This is a genomic window from Dyella sp. BiH032 (genome assembly GCF_031954525.1).
Taxonomy (GTDB): Bacteria; Pseudomonadota; Gammaproteobacteria; order Xanthomonadales; family Rhodanobacteraceae; genus Dyella_D.
The window spans coordinates 3,777,663-3,798,758 of sequence record NZ_CP134867.1; the positions used below are offsets into that span (position 1 = coordinate 3,777,663).

At 68.4% G+C, this 21,096-nt stretch carries 18 protein-coding genes; 11 read left to right on the plus strand and 7 right to left on the minus strand.

What is annotated here, in order from left to right; genetic code table 11:
- The first annotated feature begins 70 nt into the window (after positions 1 to 70).
- A complete protein-coding gene (locus RKE25_RS16620; protein ID WP_311839208.1) occupies positions 71 to 328 on the plus strand; it encodes a GlsB/YeaQ/YmgE family stress response membrane protein in 258 nt (85 codons plus the stop codon).
- A 66-nt stretch (positions 329 to 394) separates the two neighbouring features.
- On the opposite strand, the gene RKE25_RS16625 is transcribed toward RKE25_RS16620, so the two are convergent.
- From RKE25_RS16625 to RKE25_RS16635, 3 genes are all read right to left on the minus strand, one after another.
- Positions 395 to 847: a YidB family protein gene (locus tag RKE25_RS16625; protein ID WP_311839209.1), complete on the minus strand. Its 453-nt coding sequence runs from the start codon at positions 845 to 847 to the stop codon at positions 395 to 397.
- Positions 848 to 1,006: 159 nt separating this feature from the next.
- Entirely contained in the window at positions 1,007 to 1,519 is a 513-nt protein-coding gene (locus RKE25_RS16630; RefSeq protein ID WP_311839210.1) for a peptidylprolyl isomerase, read from the minus strand.
- A gap of 118 nt (positions 1,520 to 1,637) precedes the next feature.
- Positions 1,638 to 3,473, minus strand: coding sequence for a 3-hydroxybutyrate oligomer hydrolase family protein (locus RKE25_RS16635; protein WP_311839211.1), 1,836 nt, complete (start codon positions 3,471 to 3,473; stop codon positions 1,638 to 1,640).
- Positions 3,474 to 4,086: 613 nt separating this feature from the next.
- Here RKE25_RS16635 and RKE25_RS16640 point away from each other — a divergent pair.
- A complete protein-coding gene (locus RKE25_RS16640; RefSeq protein ID WP_311839212.1) occupies positions 4,087 to 4,740 on the plus strand; it encodes a response regulator transcription factor in 654 nt (217 codons plus the stop codon).
- Here the strand turns inward: RKE25_RS16640 and RKE25_RS16645 are convergent, their stop codons facing one another.
- The 3 genes from RKE25_RS16645 to RKE25_RS16655 form a co-directional block, all read right to left on the minus strand.
- A complete protein-coding gene (locus RKE25_RS16645) occupies positions 4,741 to 8,064 on the minus strand; it encodes a PAS-domain containing protein (RefSeq protein WP_311839213.1) in 3,324 nt (1,107 codons plus the stop codon).
- 580 nt (positions 8,065 to 8,644) lie between these two features.
- On the minus strand, positions 8,645 to 9,670 hold the full coding sequence (locus RKE25_RS16650) for a PHB depolymerase family esterase (RefSeq protein WP_311839214.1): 1,026 nt from the start codon (positions 9,668 to 9,670) through the stop codon (positions 8,645 to 8,647).
- 17 nt (positions 9,671 to 9,687) lie between these two features.
- Positions 9,688 to 11,898, minus strand: coding sequence for a TonB-dependent receptor (locus tag RKE25_RS16655; protein ID WP_311839215.1), 2,211 nt, complete (start codon positions 11,896 to 11,898; stop codon positions 9,688 to 9,690).
- Between the two features lie 160 nt (positions 11,899 to 12,058).
- Between RKE25_RS16655 and RKE25_RS16660 the strand changes: the two genes are divergently transcribed.
- The 9 genes from RKE25_RS16660 (at position 12,059) to yeiP (ending at position 19,879) form a co-directional block, all read left to right on the plus strand.
- On the plus strand, positions 12,059 to 13,459 hold the full coding sequence (locus tag RKE25_RS16660; protein WP_311839216.1) for a GntP family permease: 1,401 nt from the start codon (positions 12,059 to 12,061) through the stop codon (positions 13,457 to 13,459).
- A gap of 148 nt (positions 13,460 to 13,607) precedes the next feature.
- Positions 13,608 to 14,327, plus strand: a complete 720-nt coding sequence (locus RKE25_RS16665; protein WP_311839217.1) for an alpha/beta fold hydrolase — start codon at positions 13,608 to 13,610, stop codon at positions 14,325 to 14,327.
- 110 nt (positions 14,328 to 14,437) lie between these two features.
- Entirely contained in the window at positions 14,438 to 15,751 is a 1,314-nt protein-coding gene (locus RKE25_RS16670) for an amidohydrolase family protein (protein WP_311839218.1), read from the plus strand.
- Positions 15,748 to 16,236, plus strand: coding sequence for a GNAT family N-acetyltransferase (locus RKE25_RS16675; RefSeq protein ID WP_311839219.1), 489 nt, complete (start codon positions 15,748 to 15,750; stop codon positions 16,234 to 16,236). Before RKE25_RS16670 ends, RKE25_RS16675 begins: the two co-directional genes overlap by 4 nt.
- An 8-nt stretch (positions 16,237 to 16,244) precedes the next feature.
- Positions 16,245 to 16,883, plus strand: a complete 639-nt coding sequence (locus tag RKE25_RS16680) for a YdeI/OmpD-associated family protein (protein WP_311839220.1) — start codon at positions 16,245 to 16,247, stop codon at positions 16,881 to 16,883.
- A complete protein-coding gene (locus tag RKE25_RS16685) occupies positions 16,880 to 17,347 on the plus strand; it encodes a GNAT family N-acetyltransferase (protein WP_311839221.1) in 468 nt (155 codons plus the stop codon). The genes RKE25_RS16680 and RKE25_RS16685 overlap by 4 nt, the downstream gene beginning before the upstream one ends.
- The gene (locus tag RKE25_RS16690; protein WP_311839222.1) at positions 17,344 to 17,907 is read left to right on the plus strand and encodes a GNAT family N-acetyltransferase; all 564 of its coding nucleotides are present in this window, start codon (positions 17,344 to 17,346) and stop codon (positions 17,905 to 17,907) included. Before RKE25_RS16685 ends, RKE25_RS16690 begins: the two co-directional genes overlap by 4 nt.
- A gap of 537 nt (positions 17,908 to 18,444) precedes the next feature.
- Positions 18,445 to 19,212: an SDR family NAD(P)-dependent oxidoreductase gene (locus tag RKE25_RS16695; protein WP_311839223.1), complete on the plus strand. Its 768-nt coding sequence runs from the start codon at positions 18,445 to 18,447 to the stop codon at positions 19,210 to 19,212.
- A 100-nt stretch (positions 19,213 to 19,312) separates the two neighbouring features.
- A complete protein-coding gene (gene yeiP / locus RKE25_RS16700) occupies positions 19,313 to 19,879 on the plus strand; it encodes an elongation factor P-like protein YeiP (RefSeq protein ID WP_311839224.1) in 567 nt (188 codons plus the stop codon).
- A gap of 331 nt (positions 19,880 to 20,210) precedes the next feature.
- On the opposite strand, the gene RKE25_RS16705 is transcribed toward yeiP, so the two are convergent.
- A complete protein-coding gene (locus tag RKE25_RS16705; protein ID WP_311839225.1) occupies positions 20,211 to 21,092 on the minus strand; it encodes a hypothetical protein in 882 nt (293 codons plus the stop codon).
- Positions 21,093 to 21,096 lie beyond the last annotated feature (4 nt).

The window sequence follows — 21,096 nt, forward strand, 5'->3', positions numbered from 1 at the left end:
AGCGGGCCACGGGACGGCGCCCGCCAGACGTACTCAGGGGACCTTTCCAACCATCTCGGAGGACACGGGTATGCATTGGCTTTGGGTTTTCATCGTCGGTCTGGTCGTCGGCCTGCTCGCCAAGGCCATCATGCCGGGCAAGGACCCGGGCGGTTTCATCATCACGGGGTTGCTGGGCATCGCCGGTTCGGTCATTTCGACCTATATCGGCGAGCAGCTCGGCTGGTGGCCCGCGACGGGCTTCGTGCATTTCCTGGGCTCGATTGCCGGCGCGATCGTGCTGTTGCTGCTCTACCACTTCCTGTTCAAGCGCAAAGCCGCGGCCTGAGGCCAGAAAAAAAGCCGCCGGCGGGTCGCCCCGCCGGCGGCTCTTCGTATCCGCGCGATGCCTGCGTCAGGCCGGCGCCTTGCTCCCGCCCAGCAGCTGGCCGGCCAGCGAGGCCAGCGAGCCGAGATCGAAACCATTGCCTTGCGGCACCTCGCCGTTCGGGGTGACGTGATCCACCGCCTGCGGCAGCACGTGCGAGAGCTGGCCCAGCAGCTGGCCAGGATCGACGCCGAGCTTGCCGGCCGCCTCCTGCACGAACGAGCCCAGGCCGCCGTTCTGCAGCGCCTGACCGAGCTGGTCGCCCGACACCGGCTGGTTGGCGCCCGTGCCGACCCACGACTGCACCTGCTCGCCCAGGCCATGCTGCTGCAGGATGTTCACCAGGCCCTGCACGCCGCCCGCCTTGTCGAGCAGCTGACCGGCAAGGGAAATCAACGAACCGCCACTCTGCCCCTCCTGGCCGCCCTGCCCGCCGAGCAGGCCGCCAAGGCCTCCAAGCAGATCATTGAGTGATGACATGTTTGCTCTCCTGAGAAAGAAGGACTACCCCCGGTAGCGCACGACCGGCGCATCCGCGGATTCTAGGCATGCATGGGCTAGCCACATGTGACGGGTCCGTTAACGACGAAGGCCGCCGTCGTTGCCGACGGCGGCCTTCGTTTACGCCCGGACCGACGCTCAGCCGCGCTGGTCGAGGATCGCGTTCCACTCTTTCACGCGATCAGCCTGCGCGGCCAGCAGCGCATCGGCATCGCCGCCGTCGATAGTGGCCTTCTCGATCTTGTCGCCCTGCTGGATGGCATCGACCACCTTCTGGTCGTCCGCGCCGACCACTTCGCCGAACACGCTGTGCTTGCCGTCGAGCCAGGGCGTGGCGCCGTGGGTGATGAAGAACTGGCTGCCGTTCGTGCGCGGGCCGGCGTTGGCCATCGACAGCACGCCGGGCTTGTCGTGGCGCAGCGACGGATTGAACTCGTCCTCGAACTTGTAGCCCGGGCCGCCGCGGCCGCTGCCCTCCGGGCAACCGCCCTGGATCATGAAATCGTTGATCACGCGGTGGAAGCTCAGACCATCGTAGTAACCGCGGCGCACCAGGTTGACGAAGCTGGCGACCGTCACCGGCGTCTTATCGTCATGCAGGCGCAGGTGGATGGGGCCGCGATTGGTGTGGAGGGTCACTTGGATGGTCATCGATGGATCCTTGGTCTGACGGAACGGCGCCGCGGGATGGCGCGGAACGCGAAAGGATACCCCAGCCGGCCCGTCGTCGCCCTCGACGCGGCCCCTCCGAACGGACCGGAACAGCCCTTCAGGGCAGGCCCAGCGCGGCGCGCTCCAGCGGCGCGGCCCCGCGAGGCTGCGCCTCGGGCACCGGCGGCGCGTCGGCCGGCCACGCGGCATCCTCGTAGAGATGGCTCCACAGGCGGTCCAGGGCCAGATACCCGTACGGCAGCAGGGGCACGTGGCGGTCGCCGAACCCCGGCACCGGCAGGAAGGCGTCGAAGTGCTGCGCGTACGGCACCTTCCAGTACAGCGGGCGGCGCCCCTGTCCGCGCAGCCAGCTCACGTAGGGCTCGGAGGTGAAGGCCGTGGGCAACAGGCCGTCCTGCGCGCCGTGCAGCACCCACATCGGCAGCTCCGGGCGCGGCAGCCGCACCGCCGTGGCCGCGACCGCGGCATGCAAGTCCGCGACGTCGGCACCGGTACCCTCCCATAGCCCGCGCAGGCAACGCGTACCTGGCAGCGTCGCGTCGGCAGAGCCGTCCGTGCCGCCGAGGAGCGCAATGCCGTTGCCCGGCGGAATACCCGCGCCATCCGCCCACCACGATGCCCGCGCCGCTGGCGTCGCTTCCGCCGTGGCGGCGTAGCGGAATCCGCACGGCATGTCCGTTGCGCCACGGCGCATGTAAGCGGAGGCATAGCCCGCGGCGATGGCACGCCACAGATCGAAGGCCTGCGTGCTGGCCGCGACCTCCAGCGCTGCATCGCTCCAGCCGCCGGCGCGCAGGTGCTCGTAAGCCTGCGCCGCCTGGGCCTGCGGTGTCTCGCCGGTGACCAGCCCCAGCGATCGCAGGCTGCCGCAGCGCGCGAGCCATGCGGCCGCCGGCTTGCCGTCCTTGCCGCGGGCCAGCGGCGTGCGGTCGAAACGCGCATCCGTCAGTGCGCACGGCAGCCAGAGCGCCGCGTCGGTAGCGTAGTCGTACAGCGCGCGACCATGCCCTTCCACGTGGACGTTAGGCTCCAGCGCCACCACACCCGCGAGCACGCCTTCGTCGTCCAGCCCCGCCGCCTGCAGTACCGCGCCACCGCCGTTGGAAAGGCCGGTGGCGATGATGCGCGTGTTCTGCGGCGTGAACGGCGCCTCGGCCGGATAGGCGCGGTCGAGCATCGCCAGGCCGAAGCGCGCCGCCTGCAGCACATGGCGGCCCCAATCGGCTTCCGGATGGTCGCCCGAATGCAGATGCTTGATCGCGACGCCTGCATGGCTGGATGCGGCAGCCGGTTCGAACTCAAGCGCGGCGTCGCCCCGCTTGGCGCGCGTGCCGTCCAGGGCGACGCCGCTGTCGTCGGCGAAGTCGAAGTAACCGGCGCCCGTGCCCTTGTCCGTATAAGCGACAGCGCAACCGCGCGGCAGTCCCCACGCCCCCGCCAGCGCGATCGCGCCGTAGATGCCGCGCGAACCCGACGACGCCGTCACCACCAGGCAGCGCCGCTGCCGGTCGAATGAGTCCGGCACCTGCAGCAGCACCCGGTGCGGCGCATGCGCGCCCGGAATCCGCGCGAACGCCTGATATTCCCGCCCCGGCGCCGCCGGCACCGCCCCGTACACGCGCCCGTAGCCGCCCAGCGGACCGAGATCGGCGATGCCCTTCCAACTGTTCTGAATGGCCCTCCGCCGCAACTCCGCCGGCGTCGGATGCAGGGGATCGGCATAAGGCGCCGGCACCCCCGCCAACCCCGCCAGCCCAAGCCCCGCACTCAACAGATCGTCCCCGCCCCGATGCTCGGTGACGCGCACATCGCCTTCGATGAAATCCAGGTCGCGCATGAAAGCCTGTCCCGCCGAATGGGAGGAATGCGTCTGCGCCGCGCACGCGGTCAGCAACGGCAGCAGCAACAGCCAAGAGCGATGAAAGATAGTCATCCGCGCACCATAGCAACCGCTGGTTGGCACGCCATCGTACGAAGGTACAGCGTGAGGTGGGGGAGCTCCAGGATCCGCAGGGGTAGTTCGATGGCCTGCGCTCCGTAGGTCCCCTCATCCCTCCTTCTCCCCGGAGGGGAGAAGGAGAAGTGCGGTACCGAGGCGAAAACTAAACAAGAGCGAGCGCAGCGACGCTCCGTAACGCTCTTGATCTTCCGGGTTCCCTTCGCGGCGGTGAGGGCTGGACGATCAGGCCGCCAAAGGCGGGCGGGGACAGGACGTCCCCGCCTTTTCGATCAGGGCAGGATGCCCTGTCGAAAAGCCCGGCCAGCCCTCAACGCACCCGCAGCAGCGAAGGCTGCGGAGGGCGCCGCGCAGGGGGCCCTTTCTTCTTGGTTACTTCTTCTTTGGGCAAGCAAAGAAGAAGTAACTCGCTCTCCGGCAGGAGAGCGAAACCCTCGCCCCGCCAGGGGCGAGACCAGACTGGCGACCACGTCGCGACAATCGAGCGACCGTCCGGCCTACGCCGAATGACGAAGATGGGAGCGCGAGGCACACCCTCGCCGCCCCCACCCTCGACGCCACACCCCCACCCCCGCTAACGTCCCCCACCATGCCCACCCTCCTCATCGCCGACGACCACCCCCTGTTCCGCACCGCCCTGCGCCAGGCCGTGAGCGAAAGCATCGACGACTGTGTCGTGCGCGAAGCCGCCGACCTCCCCGCCGTGCTCGCGGCACTCGCCGGCGAGCCGGACATCGACCTCGTGCTGCTGGACCTCAACATGCCCGGCAGCCACGGCCTCTCCGGCCTCGCCGCGCTGCGTGGCCAGCATCCCGGCGTGGCGGTATTGGTGGTGTCGGCGCATGACGAGGCGCGCACCGTGCGCCGCGTACTGGACCATGGCGCGGCCGGCTTCATCGCCAAGAGCGCGTCGCCCGCGGAGATCGGCGAAGCCGTGCGCACCGTGCTCGCTTGCGGCACCTGGCTGCCACCGGCATTGGCGCAGGCGGTCGCGGCGATGCCGGCCGATCCGGCCGACGCCGATCTCGCCGCGCGGCTGGCGCGGCTGACCGACCAGCAATACCGCGTACTCACCCTGGTGGGCGAAGGGCTGCTGAACAAGCAGATCGCCGATCGCCTGTCGATCCAGGAACGCACGGTGAAAGCACACGTCACCGCCATCTTCGAAAAGCTCGGCGTGCGCAATCGCACCCAGGCCAGCCTGCTGCTGCGCTCGCTCGCCTTGAGCGAACCCGCACTTTGATCAGGCAGGCGCGCCGCCGCGCGCGGCGGCCATCAGGCGCTGCATCACCTGTTGCATCGCCAGCGGCTTGAGCGGCTTGTAGAGCAACATCGCGCCGGCGTCGAGCACGCGCTGCCGCAATTCGCTGTCGCGATCCGCGGTGAGCACCAGCGCCGGCACGTCCGGATGCACGCGGCGCAGCTCGTGCAGCACGTCCAGGCCGGTGACGCCGTGATCGAGGTGATAGTCGAGCACGCACAGATCCGGCCGCCATGGCGTTTCCAGCGCCTGGCGCGGCTGCGCGGCGACGTGGACTTCCCAGCCCCAGCCCTGCAACAGCGCCGCGAGGGCGGTCCGCGCCGCCGGCTCGTTGTCGAGCACCAGCGCGCGGCCGATAGCCACGCCGTGAGTCGCCGCAGGCGCGGCAACCGGTGATGGAGAAGACACGGCCCGCGCGCGCGGCACCTCGAGGTGGAACACGCTGCCCTGCCCAGGCCATGAGCGCAGCCCAAGCGGATGTTCGAGCAACGCCGCCATGCGCTGCGCGATCGATAGCCCGAGGCCCAGCCCCTGGCCGCCGGCATGCTGCAACCGATGGAACTCCTGGAAGATGCGTTCGCGTTCCTCCGGCGCGATGCCCGGCCCGGTATCCCAGACCTCCAGCCGCACGAACTCGCCACGACGGCGCACGCCGAGCAGCACGCGACCGCGCTCGGAGTAGCGCAGCGCGTTCGACAGGAAATTCTGCAATACGCGCCGCAGCAGCAACGGATCGGAACGCACCCAGACAGCGCTGTCGACCACGCTCAGGCGCATGCCGCGGTCGCCGGCCATGGCCTGGAATTCCGCGGCCAGCGGACCGAGCACTTCGCTCAAGGCGAACTCGCGTGGCTGCGGATGCAGGCGCCCGCCTTCCAGGCGCGCGATATCGAGAAGTCCGGCGAGCAACCCTTCCGTCGCCGCCAGCGCGCCCTGCAGGTGACGCACGGTGACCGCCTCGCCGCCGCGTTCGGCCAGCGTGTGCGCGAACAGCTGCGCAGCATGCAGCGGCTGCATCAGGTCATGGCTCACTGCGGCGAGGAAACGGCTCTTGGCCGCGTTCGCGCGCTGTGCCTCGGCCGTGGCCTCGGCGAGTTCGCGCGTGCGTTCCTCCACGCGCAATTCCAGCGTTTCGTTGGCGCGCTTGAGCGCGTCCTCCGCCTGGCGAAAGGCGGTGACATCGGTGAAGGTGGCGACGAAGCCCCCGCCGGGCATGGGGTTGCCGCGGATCTCCACCACGGTGCCGTCCGGAAAGCGCCGCTCGGACAGATGCCGCGTGCCCGCGCGCATGTGCGCCAGGCGACGCTGCACGCGCGCCTCGACGTCGCCCTGTCCGATCATGCCGCGCGCAACGTTGTGGCGCGTGAGGTCTGCCACCGGGCGCCCCACCTGCAGCAGGCCTTCCGGATAGTCGAACAGGCTGGCGTAGCGGCGGTTCCACGCGACCAGGTGCAGTTCCGCGTCGACCACGCAGATGCCCTGGCTCATGTTCTCCAGCGCTGCTTCCAGCACGCGCTGGTTGAAGCGCAGGTCCTGCGCGGCTTCGCCGACGATGGCGGCGACGGTGTCCAGTTCGTCGCGCCCCTGCCGCCGCACCACTTCCAACAACAGTCGCGCGGACGCTGCGCCGATCACCGCCGCCAGATCGTGTTCCACCTCGGCCATGCGCGCGCCGCTGGCGAAGCCCTGCGTCGGCGCGTCACGGAAAAGATGGGCCACGCGCTCGGCCGGCAGAAAACGCAGGGCCAGCGCGTGCAGTTCGGCGATCCCGATCCCGCCCACCGCCGACCGCGGGCGCGCTCGCCCGAAACGCGACCCGGCCACCATGAACATCGAAAGGACATTCACCGCCAGCCCGGCCGCGACGGCACGACCCAGGCGACTCCAGTCGCCGAGCCCGAGAAAGCCGTCCGGTGTCAGCGCGTGCAGCCCGGTGGGCCACTCGTTCCACCACGCGGCTTCGGCGGGGAACATCGCCGGCATGAGCACGTACAGCCATGCCAACGTTCCTGCAGCGAGTCCCGACGCCACCGCTCGCGGCCCCAGCTGCGGACGGTACACCGCCGCCAGCAACGCGGGCGCCAGGCCGGCGAGCGCGGAGAAGGAAATCGCGCCGATGTCGGCCAGCACGTCGTTGCGGGCAAGCACGCGGCTGTATGCCCAGGCCAGCAGGATGACCGCGAGGATGGCCACGCGACGCTGATTGATCACCTCGCCGCGCAGGTCGCCGTGCTCGTCGCGACCCCAGCCCGCCTGCACGCGCAGCGGCGCGATGAGGTGGTTCACCACCATCAGGCTCAGTGCCAGCGTCGCCACCACCACCATGCTGGTCGCCGCGCTCAATCCGCCAAGAAAAGCCAGCAGCGCGAGCCCGTGCTGGTCGCGCGCCATCGGCAAGGCCAGCACGTAGAGATCCGAGGGCACGCCGCTAGGTGCCAGCCACGCATCGCCCAGCCGCGCGAGCGGCAGGATCGGCAGCGCGATCAGCAGCATGTACAGCGGAAAGAGCCAACGCGCCGTGTGCAGGTGCGCGCCGTCGCGGCACTCCACCACGCCGGCGTGGAACTGGTGCGGCAGCGTGAACATGGCCAGCGCGCCGAGCAGGATCATCGCCGGGAATCCGGCACTGTCGTGCGGCGGCGGTGCCGCATGCGCCACGCTCGCGGGCGGCACCGCGAACAGCAGCGACCCCAGCGCCAGCATCGCCGCCAGCTTGAACAGCGATTCGAACGCCATCGCCAGCACCAACCCGCGGTTGTGCGCCATGGTCGACGCGCGACGCGTGCCGAACAGCATCGCGAACAGCGCCATCAGCAATGCGACATACAAGGCACTGTCCTGCCACGGCGGCGACTCCGCTACCTGCCCGCGGCTGAGCATGGCGAAGCTCATTGCCACCGCCTTCAGCTGCAGCGCGATGTACGGCACGATGCCGATCAGCACCACCACCGTCACCAGCGCGGCGAGCCCCGAGTGCCGCCCCAGGCGCACCGCGATCAGGTCAGCCAGCGAGCCGGCGTTGTAGTCGCGCGCCAACTGCACGAGGCGTTTCAACACCGCGATGCCGAACAGATACATCAGGATCGCCCCGACGAAGGTCGGCGGCAGCCACCAGCCGGAGCGGCTAGCCTGCGTCACCGTGCCGTAGAACGTCCACGACGTGCAGTGGATCGCCAGCGACAGCGCGTAGACGATCGCCCAGCGTTTCTCGAACAGCGCGGGCCGGCGCTCGCCGAGCAGCGCGACGCCGAACAACAGGCCGAGCCAGATGAGCGCGGCGGTGGCGATGATGGCGGGGGTCAGCATGGCGGGCGGGCGGCGTCGGACCTTAGCGGGTTAGGGCTTGTGCGATAGAAGCGCATTCGCGAGCACCCGCCCCTCATCCCGCCTTCTCCCTGGAGGGGGGAAGGAGAAGTGCGGTACCGCGGCAAGAAAAAGACAAGAGCGAGCGAAGCGATGCTCCGTGTGGCTCTTGATCTCCCGGGTTCCCTTCGCGGCGGTGAGGGCTGGACGATCAGGCCGCCGCAGGCGGGCGGGGACAGGACGTCCCCGCCTTTTCGATTCGGGCAGGGATGCCCGATCGAAAAGCCCGGCCAGCCCTCAACGCACCCGGAGCAGCGAAGGCTGCGGAGGGCGCCGCGCAGGGTGCCCTTCTTCTTGGTTACTTCTTCTTGGGCAAGCAAGAAGAAGTAACTCGCTCTCCGGCAGGAGAGCGAAACCCCTCGCCCCGCGAGGGGCGAGACCAGACTGGCGACCACCTCGCGACAACTGAGCCGCATCGCCGCTAGATTCCGGCCTGCGCCGGAACAACGACCGAAGGCAGGAAAGTCCGGCGCCAGCCTCAGCCCTTCACCCCGATGGGGAGAGGGAGAAAAGCGGGACATCGTCACCGCGCGGGCGGCAATCCCAGCGCCTCCACCGCGCGCACCAGCCACCGCAGCTGCACACCCTGCCGCGTGTCGTAGTCCGTCCCCGAATAACCCCACCAATCCCAGCATGCCTGCGGATTCAAAGGCGCCATGCTGGCGCGCGTCTGAGGATACAGGACCGCCACCCCGTAAACGTCCGCCCAGCGATTGAACCCCGCGTCCTTCACGAACGCCTCGCCCACCGCCGTGGCGTTCTGCTTGCAGCCGTGAAACGCTACCAGCAAGCCGCAGGGCTTCCCGGCGAGGCAGGCCGGCGGAAGGTACACGTAGCCTTCGTCCGCCAGGTAGGCGTCGGCACCATCGGGCTTGTAGGCGTTCTGGTCGAAGCGGCGCAGTTCGCCCTTCGCCTCGCCCGCTGCGTGCGCCGGCTTGCCGAACAGCTGCGCGAAGACTTCGCCGGCCGCATCGAAACCGCAGTGTCCGAGATAGGGCGATACGGACTTGTCGCAGTCGTCGCCCTTGGCGGCGATCGGCAGGTTGTGCGCGAAGGCTCGATCGCCATCGTCGCGAACCTGCATGCTCTTCAGCGCGGGATCGCCGTCGCGCAACCGGCCGTAGAAGCCCACGGCGGCTTCAGCGACGGTGGGAGCGACCACGGCATCGTCCTTGCCGTGGAGCACGTAGACATGGGCCTTGGCCAGCGCATGCAGGTCGCCGATCTCGCCGGACTTGGCCCGCTCGCGCGCGCGCTCCGCCAAGGCGGCGACGTCCGGTGCCGGCGTGCCTTTCATGCACGAACTCAGCGCCGCATCCAGCTTGCCGCCGGCGCAGCCGTACGGCCCGCCGGCGATCAATGCCGCATGGGGAAAACGCTCCGGATAAGCCACCTGCACCTGGGTGGCCATGTAGGCGCCGGAAGACAAACCGGCGACGGCCACCCGCGACGCGTCCAGCTTCAGCCTGGGCAGCGGCTCCGCGTCCGCCGCCCAGGCCTGCGCGACGAGGGCCCATAGCGCAACGCCGACCCAACCGATCCAACGCATGTTCCCCTCCTGTCCGCTCAGAACTTGTAGCGCGCCGTCAGCGTGACCATGCGCGGCGCCCCGTAGAAGCCGGTGACGATGCCCAGTGCCGCGATGTTATAGCCAGTCGTGCGATAGGACTTGTTGGCCAGGTTGGTACCCTGCAGGCTCAAGGTCCAGGGTTCGTTCACTTCCCATACGATGCCGGCGTTCCACAGCCCGTAGCCGCGCTGCGCGATCAGCGGCGACAGCGTGGTTTCCGGATACACCGTGCTCTGGTAGGTGTAGTTGACGCGCGCGCCGATGCTGCCGCCGTTGGCCAGCGGGTAGTTGTTCTCCACGCTCAACCCGCCGGACCACTTCGGCGCATTGGTGAAGCGCTGCGTATCGGCAATGTTCTTGCCGCCGCTCATGAACTCCGTGTACTTGGTGTGCAGGTACGCGACGTTGCCGCTGACGGTCCAGTTGTCCGACGGCTTCCAGGCGAACTCCTGCTCCAGGCCGTCGATGTGGCCCTTGCCGGCGTTGGTGAAATCGCCGAAGAAGCCTTGGGTGCCATTGGGCAGCGTGTACGAGGTGAATACGGACAGCTGGATGTCCGAATAGATGTTGTGGAAGGCCGCGGTGTTCATCATCAGGCGGCCATCGAAGAAGCTCATCTTGCTGCCGAGCTCGAACGACTGCACCTTCTCGTCGCTGATCGGACGGCACGATTGCGGGATCGCTACGCAGTTGGCGCGAATGTTGTAGCCGCCCGAGTGGAAGCCCGCACTGTAGGTGGCATAAAGCTTCATCTGCTCGCTGGCGTTCCAGGCCAGCGATACCTTCGGCGAGGCGTTGCGCGAGGTATGCGCGCCGCTGAAGTCGGCCGCCGTGGCGATACGACGCGTAAAGGTCGCATCGGAGAAGGCGTAGTTCTGGATCACCGCGCTCTTCTTCTCCTGGGTGAGCCGCAGCCCCACGTCCAGGCTCCACTGTGGAGCGAAGTCCCAGGTGAGGTCGCCATAACCGGCGATGCTCTTGGTGCCCATGCTGCCACCCGTGCTGCCGTAGGTGGCGAAGCCCAGCGCGCTGTACGGCGGCGAGCCGAGGAAGATGTTGTGGATCTGCCCGTCGGCCGCGCCTTTGAAGTAGTACAGGCCGAATACGCCGTGGATCGAGCCGCCGGCGTCGTAGTTGGCCTGCAGCTCCTGCGAGAACTGGTGGTCCTTGTAGACCGCGTTCACGTCGGCGACCTTGGCCGGAATCGTGTCGAAGTCGATGTTGGTATCCGTGGACGACTCGCGATACGCGGTGATCGACTTCAACGTCCACGACGGGTTGACGATCCAGTTCAAGGTCAGCGCGGCGCCGGAAAGCTCGGTGTGATTGAGCTGCGCCATGCCGCCGCGCGTATCGAAGTCGCTGGAGAGCGGCTGATAGGTCGGATAGAACTTGTTCGTGGTGAGCAGCTTGGCGCCGCGCGGATTGGAGTTGTCGCGCAGGCCGTCCACGGTGAGCTGGGCGTTGAAGGCCTTGCTGGGGAAGAAGCCCAGCGAGGCGCGCGCGGCATTGGTGTTCTTGTTGCCGTTGCGGCTGTCGGTGAGCAGGTTCTTGCCGAAGCCGTCGTTGTGCGCACTGGATACCGCCACGCGCCCGCGCCACACGCCGTCGTCCGTGGCACCGCCCACACTGGCCTTGACGTCCTTCTCTCCGCGCGTGCCGATCGTGGCTTCCGCACTGCCGCCGAACTTGGTGGGCAATGGATTGGACACGTACTTGATCGCGCCGCCGATGGTGTTCTTGCCGTACAGCGTGCCCTGCGGGCCGCGCAGCACCTCGATGCGGTTGACGTCGAACACGTCCAGCAACGCGCCCTGCGGGCGGGCCATGTAGACGTCGTCGAGGTAGATGCCCACGCCGGGGTCAAAACCCCAGGTCGGGTCCGCCTGGCCGACGCCGCGGATATAGGCGGTCATGGTGGTATTGGAGCCGCGCGCGGCGTACACCTGCAGCGAGGGCACCTTGCCCTGCAGGTCGCCCAGGTTCTGCACGTTCTGCTTGAACAGCGCCGCGGACGTGAACGCGCTGACGGCAATCGGCACGTCCTGCAAGGTCTCTTCGCGCTTGCGCGCGGTCACCGTCACCGCCTCCAGCTTCTTCGCTTCCGCCGGCTTGGCCGGCGCTTCCGCCTGCTGCGCGCGGACCGGCAAGGCACAGGCCATGCCGAACGCCATGCCGATGGCCAGACTCATGTACGTGCGTTTCATATCGCCCCTCACGGTATGCGCACCCTCCCCACGGATGCCGATGCCGCGAAGCGTAGGGAGCGGGGCACGGGGCCACACTTGTACCTTCGTACAGTGCCGTGACGAATGGCCCATCCGGATACTGCCGGCCGTTCGTCTTGCATGCTGGGAGTGACGAGGAATGGCGTTTGCGATCGTGCTGGCCGCGCTGTGTTTCCTGATGCTGGCGGCGTACCGCGGCTACAGCGTGATCCTGTTCGCGCCGATCGCCGCGCTGGGCGCGGTGCTGCTCACCGACCCGGCGCTGGTCGCGCCGATGTTCACCGGCTTGTTCATGGACAAGATGGTGGGCTTCCTGAAGCTCTATTTCCCGGTGTTCATGCTGGGCGCGGTATTCGGCAAGCTGATCGAGATGTCCGGCTTTTCCAAGGCGATCGTCGCGGCGACGATCGGACTGGTCGGGCGCGGGCGCGCGATGCTGTCGATCGTGCTGGTATGCGCGCTGCTCACCTACGGCGGCGTGTCGCTGTTCGTGGTGGTGTTCGCGGTGTACCCGTTCGCGGCGGAACTGTTCCGCCAGGCGGACATCCCCAAGCGCCTGATCCCCGGCACCATCGCGCTGGGCGCCTTCACATTCACTATGGATGCGCTGCCGGGCACGCCGCAGATCCAGAACATCATTCCCACCTCGTTCTTCGGGACCACCGCATGGGCCGCGCCGTGGCTGGGCACGCTCGGCGCGGTGTTCATCCTGGCCGTGGGGCTTACCTACCTGGAATCGCGACGCCGGCGTGCCGCGGCCGCCGGCGAGGGCTACGGGCAGGCCTGGCTCGCCAACGAGCCGGCGCCGTTCGAGGGCGGCCGGCTGGCGCATCCGCTGGTTGCCCTGCTACCGCTCGTCGTGGTGGGTGTCGCCAATAAGCTGCTGGCCGACGCCGTGCCCAGGCTGTACGGCGCCACGTCCTCGTTCGTGCCCGCCGTGATCGGCGAGGCGAAGCCCGTGGTGCAGGAAGTATCCAAGCTCGCCGCGATCTGGGCGGTGGAAGGCGCGCTGCTGCTGGGCATCCTGTGCGTGCTGCTGTTCGCGTGGCGCCCGGTGAAGCAGTCCTTCGCGGAAGGGAGCAAGGCTGCGGTCGCGGGCGCCCTGCTGGCATCCATGAACACGGCGTCGGAATACGGCTTCGGCGCGGTGATCGCCGCCCTGCCGGGCTTCAAGCTGATCGCCGACGGGTTGCACGCCATTCCCAATCCGCTGGTCAACCAGGCCGTCTCGATCACGGCGCTGGCCGGCATCACCGGCTCGGCCTCTGGCGGCATGGGCATCGCCCTGGCGGCGATGGCCGACACCTTCATCCGCAACGCGCAGGCAGCGGGCATTCCGATGGAAGTCCTGCACCGCATCGCCGCGATGGCCTCCGGCGGCATGGACACGCTGCCGCACAACGGCGCCGTGATCACCCTGCTGGCAGTGACCGGGCTCACCCATCGACAGTCCTACCGGGACATCTTCGCCATCACGCTGATCAAGACCGCCGCGGTGTTCGTGGCGATCGCGGGCTACTACGTCCTCGGGCTGGTCTAGCCGTCCCTCACGTCGATGCCTTCCCCCGGTTCGTTTCTCCAGGACGCGACCGTGGCATCGCTTTCGATCCGGCGCCGCGCGGGCGATCGCGCGGCGCCTCACCGTCCCGGCCTGCCGGGACCCGTCAAAGCGAAGGGAGGAAGCAGCGATGTCGATCAGATCATGGGGGACCGTCAAATCCTGGGCCATGGGCCTGTTGGCCCTGGCCTTGCTGATCCCGGGCGCCGGGCTGCGTGCGGCCTGCGTGGACAGCGTGGTGCTGGTACACGGCAACACCGGCAGTCCGGGCGATTTCCAGAACACCTACAACCTGCTGCGCCAGAACGGCTACGCCGACGCGCAGATCTACGCGCCAAGCTGGGGCAATGCCCTGTGCGCCGCCTGCAACGACCATAGCGGCAGCGAGGAGACCCCGGTCGCCAACGCGATCAACGCCGCCATCGCCGGCTCCTGCACCGGCCGCATCGACGTCATAGGCCATTCGATGGGCGCCACGCTCGCCGCGCGCGAGATCGACAAGCTCGGCGTGTCGGGCAAGGTCGACGTGTTCGTCGGCATCGCCGGCGCATTCCATGGGCTGTGGTCGTGCGGCACCTATCCGTTCAACGTGGCCACCAGCACCTGCGGCTACTGGGGCTTGTCGGTGGGCAGCCCGTTCCTCGGCAGCATCGCGGGGCACCGCTTCGGGCAGCGCATGTATTCGATCAAGTCGTGGATCGACGAGATCAACTGCTACGGCGGGGTGTGCACGGTGGGCGGCGTGCATACGTCGAGCATCGACGGCGAGACCGGCAGCCTCACGTATGCATACGGGCATTACGGCCTGCTCTGGTACACGGCGGCGGACCAGTTGTTGCTGCTGCAGTAAAGCGCCCGCGCGCCGCCTCAGCGCGCCAGTTCGCGCGCGGGGCGGCGCTCGCGGCATCACACCGGCCGATCCCGCGGCTATCATCGGGGCTTCCATCGAGGAAGCCCCGCATGCCCCAGCGCTGGATGACCCGCCTGTTCGCCGCCGTGCTCGCCGTGGCCGCCCTGCCCGCCCCGGCGGCGGCCCCGTCCAGGGGCGACGTCCTGCTCCTGCCCGACCGCGTATGGACGGCCGAAGGCGATGCGGCGCACACCGGCTGGGCCGTGCTGGTCCATGACGGCGCCATCGCGGCGGCCGGCCCTGCCGCCGGTATCCAGGCGCCCGCCGACGCGCGACGGATCGAGCTGCCCGGCACCACGCTAGTACCGGGCTTGATCGACCTGCACTCGCACGTGTTCCTGCATCCCTACAACGAAACATTGTGGAACGACCAGGTGCTGAAGGAGCCGCAGGACTACCGCACGCTGGAGGCCGCGGTGCATGCGCGCGACACGCTCATGGCCGGCTTCACCGCACTGCGCGACCTGGGCACGGAAGGCGCGGGCTATGCCGACGTCTCGGTGAAACGCGCGATCGACGAAGGCATGATTCCCGGCCCGCGCCTGTTCATAGCCACGCGCGCGATCGTCGCCAGCGCCAGCTACGGACCGGCGCCGCGCGGCTTCCGTCCCGATCTCGACCTCCCCGGCGGCGCGCAGGAAGTGAGCGGCGCGGACGAGGCCATCCGCGCCGTGCGCGAGCAGGCCAACCGCGGCGCCGACTGGATCAAGCTCTACGCCGACTACCGCGTCGGACCGGGCGGATCCACCGTGCCGACGCTGAGTGCCGCGGAGATGAAGGCGATCGTCGATACGGCGCATCTCTCCGGCCGCCCGGTCGCCGCACATGCTGCCAGCGACGAAGGCGTGCGCATGGCGGTCGAGGCCGGCGTCGACAGCATCGAGCACGGCTACGGCGCCAGCGAGGCGACGTTCCGGCTGATGAAACAGCATGGCGTCGCCTACCAACCCACGCTGACCGCGGTGGCATCGACGGCCGAGTACTTCGAGCACTACGTGCCTGGCAAGAGCGAGCCGACCGAGCGCATGAAGGAAGCCGAGCGTGCGTTCCGCACCGCCATGAAGGTGGGCGTCACCATCGGCAACGGCAGCGACGTGGGCGTGTTTTCGCACGGCGCCAACTGGCGCGAGCCCGATGCCATGGTGCGCGCGGGCATGTCGCCTGCGCAGGCGCTGCATGCGGCCACCGACGTCGCCGCGCGCATTCTTCGCCAGCAGGACCGCTTCGGCCGCATCGCACCCGGCCTGCGCGCGGACCTGGCGGCATTCGCCGGCGATCCGAGCCGGCACATCGACGACCTGCAGCATCCCGTCTTCGTGATGAAGGACGGCGCCATCTACCGCAGCCCCGAAAGCAAACCATGAATCCACGCTTCCTGATCCGCCCCATCGAGCCCCGCGACGATGCCGCCATCGCCGCGATCATCCGCGCCGTGATGCCGGAGTTCGGCGCCGACGGCCCCGGTTTCGCCATCCACGATGCCGAGGTGGATGCCATGCATGCCTCGTATGCGCGTCCGCGCAGCGCCTATTTCGTGGTCGAGGTCGACGGGCAGGTGGCCGGCGGTGGCGGCATCGCGCCACTGGAAGGCGGCGAGCCGGACGTGTGCGAACTGCGCAAGATGTACTTCCTGCCCGCCGCGCGCGGCATCGGCGCCGGCGCCGCGATGATGGAACGCTGCCTGGATGCGGCGCGCGCGCACGGGTTCAAGCGCTGCTACCTGGAGACGCTCACCGGCATGGATGCGGCGCAGGCGCTGTACCGGCGCAGCGGCTTCCGCACGCTGTGCGGCCCGCTCGGCGGCACCGGGCATTTCAGCTGCGACCAGTTCTTCATCCGCGACCTGTGAGAGCCGCCATGGGCAGCCACGATCCGCGCGTCGACACCTATATCGCCAAGTCCGCCGAGTTCGCCCGGCCGATCCTGGAGCACATCCGCGCGACGGTGCATGCCGCCTGTCCGGAGGTGGAAGAGACGCTCAAGTGGAGCATGCCTTCCTTCGTCTACAAGGGCGCGATCCTTTGCGGCATGGCGGCGTTCAAGCAGCACGCGAGCTTGCATTTCTGGCACCACAAGGCCTTGTTCGGCGATGGGGCGCAGGACGAACCCGGGAAAGCGCCAGCGAAAGAAGGTCCAGAGAAAGAAGGAATGGGCCAGTTCGGCAAGCTCGCTTCCGTGCGGGATCTGCCGCCGAAGAAGACACTGGCCGCACTGCTGAAGAAAGCCGCGGCGCTGATCGACGACGGCGCCACGCGCGCGCGGCCCAAGGCGGCGCCGAAGCCGCCGCCGTCCGTGCCGGAGGACCTCGCCGCCCTGCTCGCGCAGAAGAAACACGCCGCCGCGCGCAAGCACTTCGAGGGCTTCAGCCCGAGTGCGCAGCGGGAGTACGTGGAGTGGATCATCGAGGCCAAGACCGACGCCACCCGCCAGAAACGCCTCGCCACCGCGCTGGAGTGGCTGGCCGAGGGCAAGCACCGCAACTGGAAATATCAGTGAACAAGCGCCCCGAACTCGTCTTCGCCGTCGAAGACCCCGGCACGCCCGACATCCTGCCACTGACGCAGGAATTGGACGGCTATCTGGCCGAACTGTATCCCTCGGCCAACATCCAGCCGGTCTCGCTGGACGAGTTGCGCCAACCCAACGTCACCTTCGTCACCGCCCGCGTGGACGGCACGCCGGTGGCTTGCGGTGCCTGCGTGGACGAAGGCGGCTACGTGGAGGTCAAGCGCATGTACGTGCTACCGGCCTGCCGCGGGCTGGGCCTGGGCAAGCAGCTGCTGGAAGCGCTGGAGCAATACGTGCGCGGCCGCGGCGGCCGCGTGATCCGCCTCGAGACCGGCACGGCCCAGGCCGAGGCGCTGGAGCTGTACGAGCGCTCCGGCTATGCGCGTTGCCCGCCGTTCGGCCGCCATCGCACCAACCCCCACAGCATCTGCATGGAAAAGGTTCTCGCATGATCCGCATCGCCCGCCCGGAGGACGCCGCCGCCATCCACGCCATCTACGCGCCCCACGTGCTCGAAGGCATGGCAACGTTCGAAACGGAACTGCCCGGCGAAGCAGCGATGCGCGACCGCATCGCCGGCAGATTGCCGCACTACCCCTGGCTGGTATGGGAGGACGACGGCCGCTTGCTGGCCTACGCCTACGCCAGCCGCTTCCGCGAACGCGCCGCCTACGACTGGATCGCCGAGACGTCCATCTACGTTCACCCCGACGCGCAACGCCGCGGCATAGCGCGCCGCCTCTACGGCATTCTGCTGGAGAGCATGCGCCTGCAGGGCATCAACCAGGCCGTCGGGGTAATCACCATGCCGGGCGAACCGAGCGTGGCCATGCACGAAGCCATGGGCTTCGAGCCGGCCGGCATCTGGCGCAAGGCGGGCTACAAGCTCGGTCGATGGTGGGATGTAGGCGTGTGGCAGAAGGAACTACAGGCACCGGCGCTACCGCCCTCCCCGGTCGTGCCCTTCGCGGAACTGCGGACGCAGGCGGCGTGGCGGGCGCTGCTGGATTGACGGCTGGCGGCAAGCGTTCGACGGCGTAGGTACGTTGCCGCAAGCACCCGCCCTTCATCCCACCTTCTCCCCGGAGGGGAGAAGGAGAAGTGAATACCGAGGCAAGCACAGCTAGTGCGGGCTTTTGCTCTTCGCTTTTGCTCTCCCGGGTTCCCTTCGCGGCGGTGAGGGCTGGACGATCAGGCCGCCGAAGGCGGGCGGGGACAGGACGTCCCCGCCTTTTCGATCAGGGCAGGGATGCCCTGTCGAAAAGCCCGGCCAGCCCTCAACGCACCCGCAGCAGCGTAGGCTGCGGAGGGCGCCGCGCAGGGGGCCCTTCTTCTTGGTTACTTCTTCTTGGGCAAGCAAGAAGAAGTAACTCGCTCTCCGGCAGGAGAGCGAAACCCTCGCCCCGGAGGGGCGAGACAAGGCTGGCCACAAGGCGCCCCCCAAAACCATCATCACCCCAAACCCCAACAACATCCCGCGCCGCCGCGAGCGCCTCCCCGACCTCCTCGGCTACCATTCCGCCTTTCGGCATTTCCCAGGACGTTCCCCATGCAACTCCAGCAGGTCAAGGCGATCATCACCGGCGGCGCCTCCGGTCTCGGCCACGCGGTGGCGCAGCACATCGTCGCCAAGGGCGGCCAAGTGGCGCTGTTCGACGTGAACGAGGAGAAGGGCCAGGAGGCGGCGAAGGCGCTCGGCGCACAGGCACGCTTCTTCCGTACCGACGTGACCTCCGAGGACGGCGTGACCGCCAACGTGGCTGCCGCCCGCGACGCCATGGGCGGCCTGAACGTGGTGGTCAACTGCGCGGGCATCCTGGGCGCCGGCCGCGTGCTCGGCAAGGAAGGCCCGATGCCGCTCAGCACCTTCGCCACGACCGTGATGGTGAACCTGGTGGGCAGCTTCAACGTGGCCAAGGCGGCCGCGGCGCTCATGCAGGGCAACGAGGCGGGCGAGGACGGCGAGCGCGGCGTGATCATCAACACCGCCAGCGTTGCCGCCTACGAAGGGCAGATCGGCCAGGCCGCCTATTCCGCCTCCAAGGGCGGCGTGGTGGGCATGACCCTGCCGATGGCGCGCGAGCTGTCGCGCTTCGGCATCCGCGTGGCGACGATCGCGCCGGGCATTTTCTGGACCCCGATGGTAGACGGCATGCCGCCGCAGGTGCAGGAATCGCTCTCCGCGTCGATCCCATTCCCGTCACGCCTGGGCAAGCCGGAAGAGTTCGCCGAGCTGGCCGCGTTCATCCTCGCCAACCGCTACATCAACGGCGAGACCATTCGCCTGGATGGCGCGGTGCGGCTGCAGCCGAAGTGAGGCATCTGGCGGCCGGAAACGGGGCGTAGCGAAAGCCACCCGCGCCGGCCTCCCCGCCCCGCATATTTCCCTCTCTATTTCCCACTTTCTTCAAAAACCCATGAAAGCTTCCGACGTCAAGAAAGGCAACGTGGTCGAACACGAAGGCACCGTCTACCAGGTGCGCGACATCGAGCGCAGCTCGCCCACCGCGCGCGGCGGCAACGTGACCTTCCGCTTCACGCTGTACTCCATCCCCGGCGGGCGCAAGTTCGACCTCAGCCTGCGCGCGGACGACGATCTGAAAGAGATGGACCTGGTGCGCCGCGCCGCCAATTACTCCTACAAGGACGGCGACGCATTCGTGTTCATGGATGCGGAGGACTACACGCAGTACCTGCTCGGCCCGGAGCTGGTCGGCGACAACGCCGGCTACATCGTGGAGGACACCGAGGGCTTCTACGTGCAGTTGATCGACGACGCTCCGGTGGGCCTGCAGGTGCCGACCAGCGTCGCGCTCGAAGTGGTGGACACCGCGCCGGAGCTGAAGGGCGCCAGCGCCACCAAGCGCACCAAACCGGCCAAGCTCAGCACTGGGGTGGAAATCCAGGTGCCGGAATACATCACCAACGGCGAGAAGGTGTGGGTGAACACCGTGACCGGCGAGTTCGGCGGCCGCGTCTCCTGATCCGCCGGCGGGCAGCACCGCCAAAAAAAGGCCCGTGGGGGTCACGGGCCGAAATGGGCATCACCCGATTCACCGTGCGGGCGTGCGCTGAACGATCGCGCCCCGCCCTGTCCTTCGCGTCGCGCGCTCCCGGTCGCGCGGATCGCCATGATGTCGAGGCCTCTCCCATGCCCCTGCAAAGGGAGGCTACGGGTCCGGCGCCTCGTGTGCCGGACCCGCCCCCCTGCTGATCCCGCCCGGCGCGCTGATCAGCGATGGCACCTCCTGTGCCCGGCGCCTCCGTTCGCCGCGGGAAAACCCGAGTCCTGGGCTTTCCTCTTTCCAACCCCCTTCAGACCGCCTCGGCCAGCCCCTGGGCATCCGCCAGGGATGCGGCCGGGCGAGTCATCGCCAGCTGGGCGGTCCAGAACTGGTCCCACAGATCGCAATAGCGCATGCACAGCTGCTGCACGCGCGGGTAATGCTCGGGCGTCAGCGCCTGGGTCAGCGCGAGCCACAGATCGTTCTCGTGATCGTCGTCCGCAGCTTCGGCCGTGGTGTCCTCGCTGACGCCGTGGACGAAGTAGTAGCCGTCGTCCACGCCGATGCCCAGTGCGCGCGTGGCCTCACGCAGCGGCGGGCTGAACAGGATCACCTCTTCTTCCGCGGCGGCGAGCAGCACGACCACGTCGAGGTAATCGCCGTAACTGTGTTCGAGGAACTGGCGCACCATGCGCGAGATGCGACTGGCCTGGTACGCCTGCCGCTGCTGCTGGCCGATGCCGTAGTCGTCGAGCACCCGCTCGAATAGCGGGTAATGCGCATAAGCCGGATTGCCGCGGTAATAGCCGGCGGCATCTCGCCCGGGGCGGAAGCCGAATTCGTCCAGGTCGTTGAGCGTGATCAGGAATCGCGGCGCCATCTTGGCGCCGGGACACAGGCGCGGTTCCAGCTGCCGCGTCTGCAACTGCGCGGCGAGCAGCGCGTCGGTGAAGATCTGCACGATCGCATGCCGGTATTCCAGATGGATCGTGCGCATCGACGCTAAGTCGAGCGTGCCGCTGTTGAGCACGCCGATGGCGCGATGCCTTGCCACCGGATGCGTGGCGATCAGCCGGCGGAGATTGTCGACAAAGGCGGCATTCCGTTGCCAGAGGTCCTGGGCAATGCTCGCCCGCATGGCGGCGATCGCCTTCTTGCGGGGTTGGTCCAGATCAGCCATCAACGAAGGCATGGTG

Bases quoted from the DNA above. Each gene is read 5' to 3' on its own strand.
- RKE25_RS16620 (WP_311839208.1), top strand. From the start codon at position 71: ATGCATTGGCTTTGGGTTTTCATCGTCGGTCTGGTCGTCGGCCTGCTC.
- RKE25_RS16625 (WP_311839209.1), bottom strand. From the start codon at position 847: ATGTCATCACTCAATGATCTGCTTGGAGGCCTTGGCGGCCTGCTCGGC.
- RKE25_RS16630 (WP_311839210.1), bottom strand. From the start codon at position 1,519: ATGACCATCCAAGTGACCCTCCACACCAATCGCGGCCCCATCCACCTG.
- RKE25_RS16635 (WP_311839211.1), bottom strand. From the start codon at position 3,473: ATGACTATCTTTCATCGCTCTTGGCTGTTGCTGCTGCCGTTGCTGACC.
- RKE25_RS16640 (WP_311839212.1), top strand. From the start codon at position 4,087: ATGCCCACCCTCCTCATCGCCGACGACCACCCCCTGTTCCGCACCGCC.
- RKE25_RS16645 (WP_311839213.1), bottom strand. From the start codon at position 8,064: ATGCTGACCCCCGCCATCATCGCCACCGCCGCGCTCATCTGGCTCGGC.
- RKE25_RS16650 (WP_311839214.1), bottom strand. From the start codon at position 9,670: ATGCGTTGGATCGGTTGGGTCGGCGTTGCGCTATGGGCCCTCGTCGCG.
- RKE25_RS16655 (WP_311839215.1), bottom strand. From the start codon at position 11,898: ATGAAACGCACGTACATGAGTCTGGCCATCGGCATGGCGTTCGGCATG.
- RKE25_RS16660 (WP_311839216.1), top strand. From the start codon at position 12,059: ATGGCGTTTGCGATCGTGCTGGCCGCGCTGTGTTTCCTGATGCTGGCG.
- RKE25_RS16665 (WP_311839217.1), top strand. From the start codon at position 13,608: ATGTCGATCAGATCATGGGGGACCGTCAAATCCTGGGCCATGGGCCTG.
- RKE25_RS16670 (WP_311839218.1), top strand. From the start codon at position 14,438: ATGCCCCAGCGCTGGATGACCCGCCTGTTCGCCGCCGTGCTCGCCGTG.
- RKE25_RS16675 (WP_311839219.1), top strand. From the start codon at position 15,748: ATGAATCCACGCTTCCTGATCCGCCCCATCGAGCCCCGCGACGATGCC.
- RKE25_RS16680 (WP_311839220.1), top strand. From the start codon at position 16,245: ATGGGCAGCCACGATCCGCGCGTCGACACCTATATCGCCAAGTCCGCC.
- RKE25_RS16690 (WP_311839222.1), top strand. From the start codon at position 17,344: ATGATCCGCATCGCCCGCCCGGAGGACGCCGCCGCCATCCACGCCATC.
- RKE25_RS16695 (WP_311839223.1), top strand. From the start codon at position 18,445: ATGCAACTCCAGCAGGTCAAGGCGATCATCACCGGCGGCGCCTCCGGT.
- yeiP (WP_311839224.1), top strand. From the start codon at position 19,313: ATGAAAGCTTCCGACGTCAAGAAAGGCAACGTGGTCGAACACGAAGGC.
- RKE25_RS16705 (WP_311839225.1), bottom strand. From the start codon at position 21,092: ATGCCTTCGTTGATGGCTGATCTGGACCAACCCCGCAAGAAGGCGATC.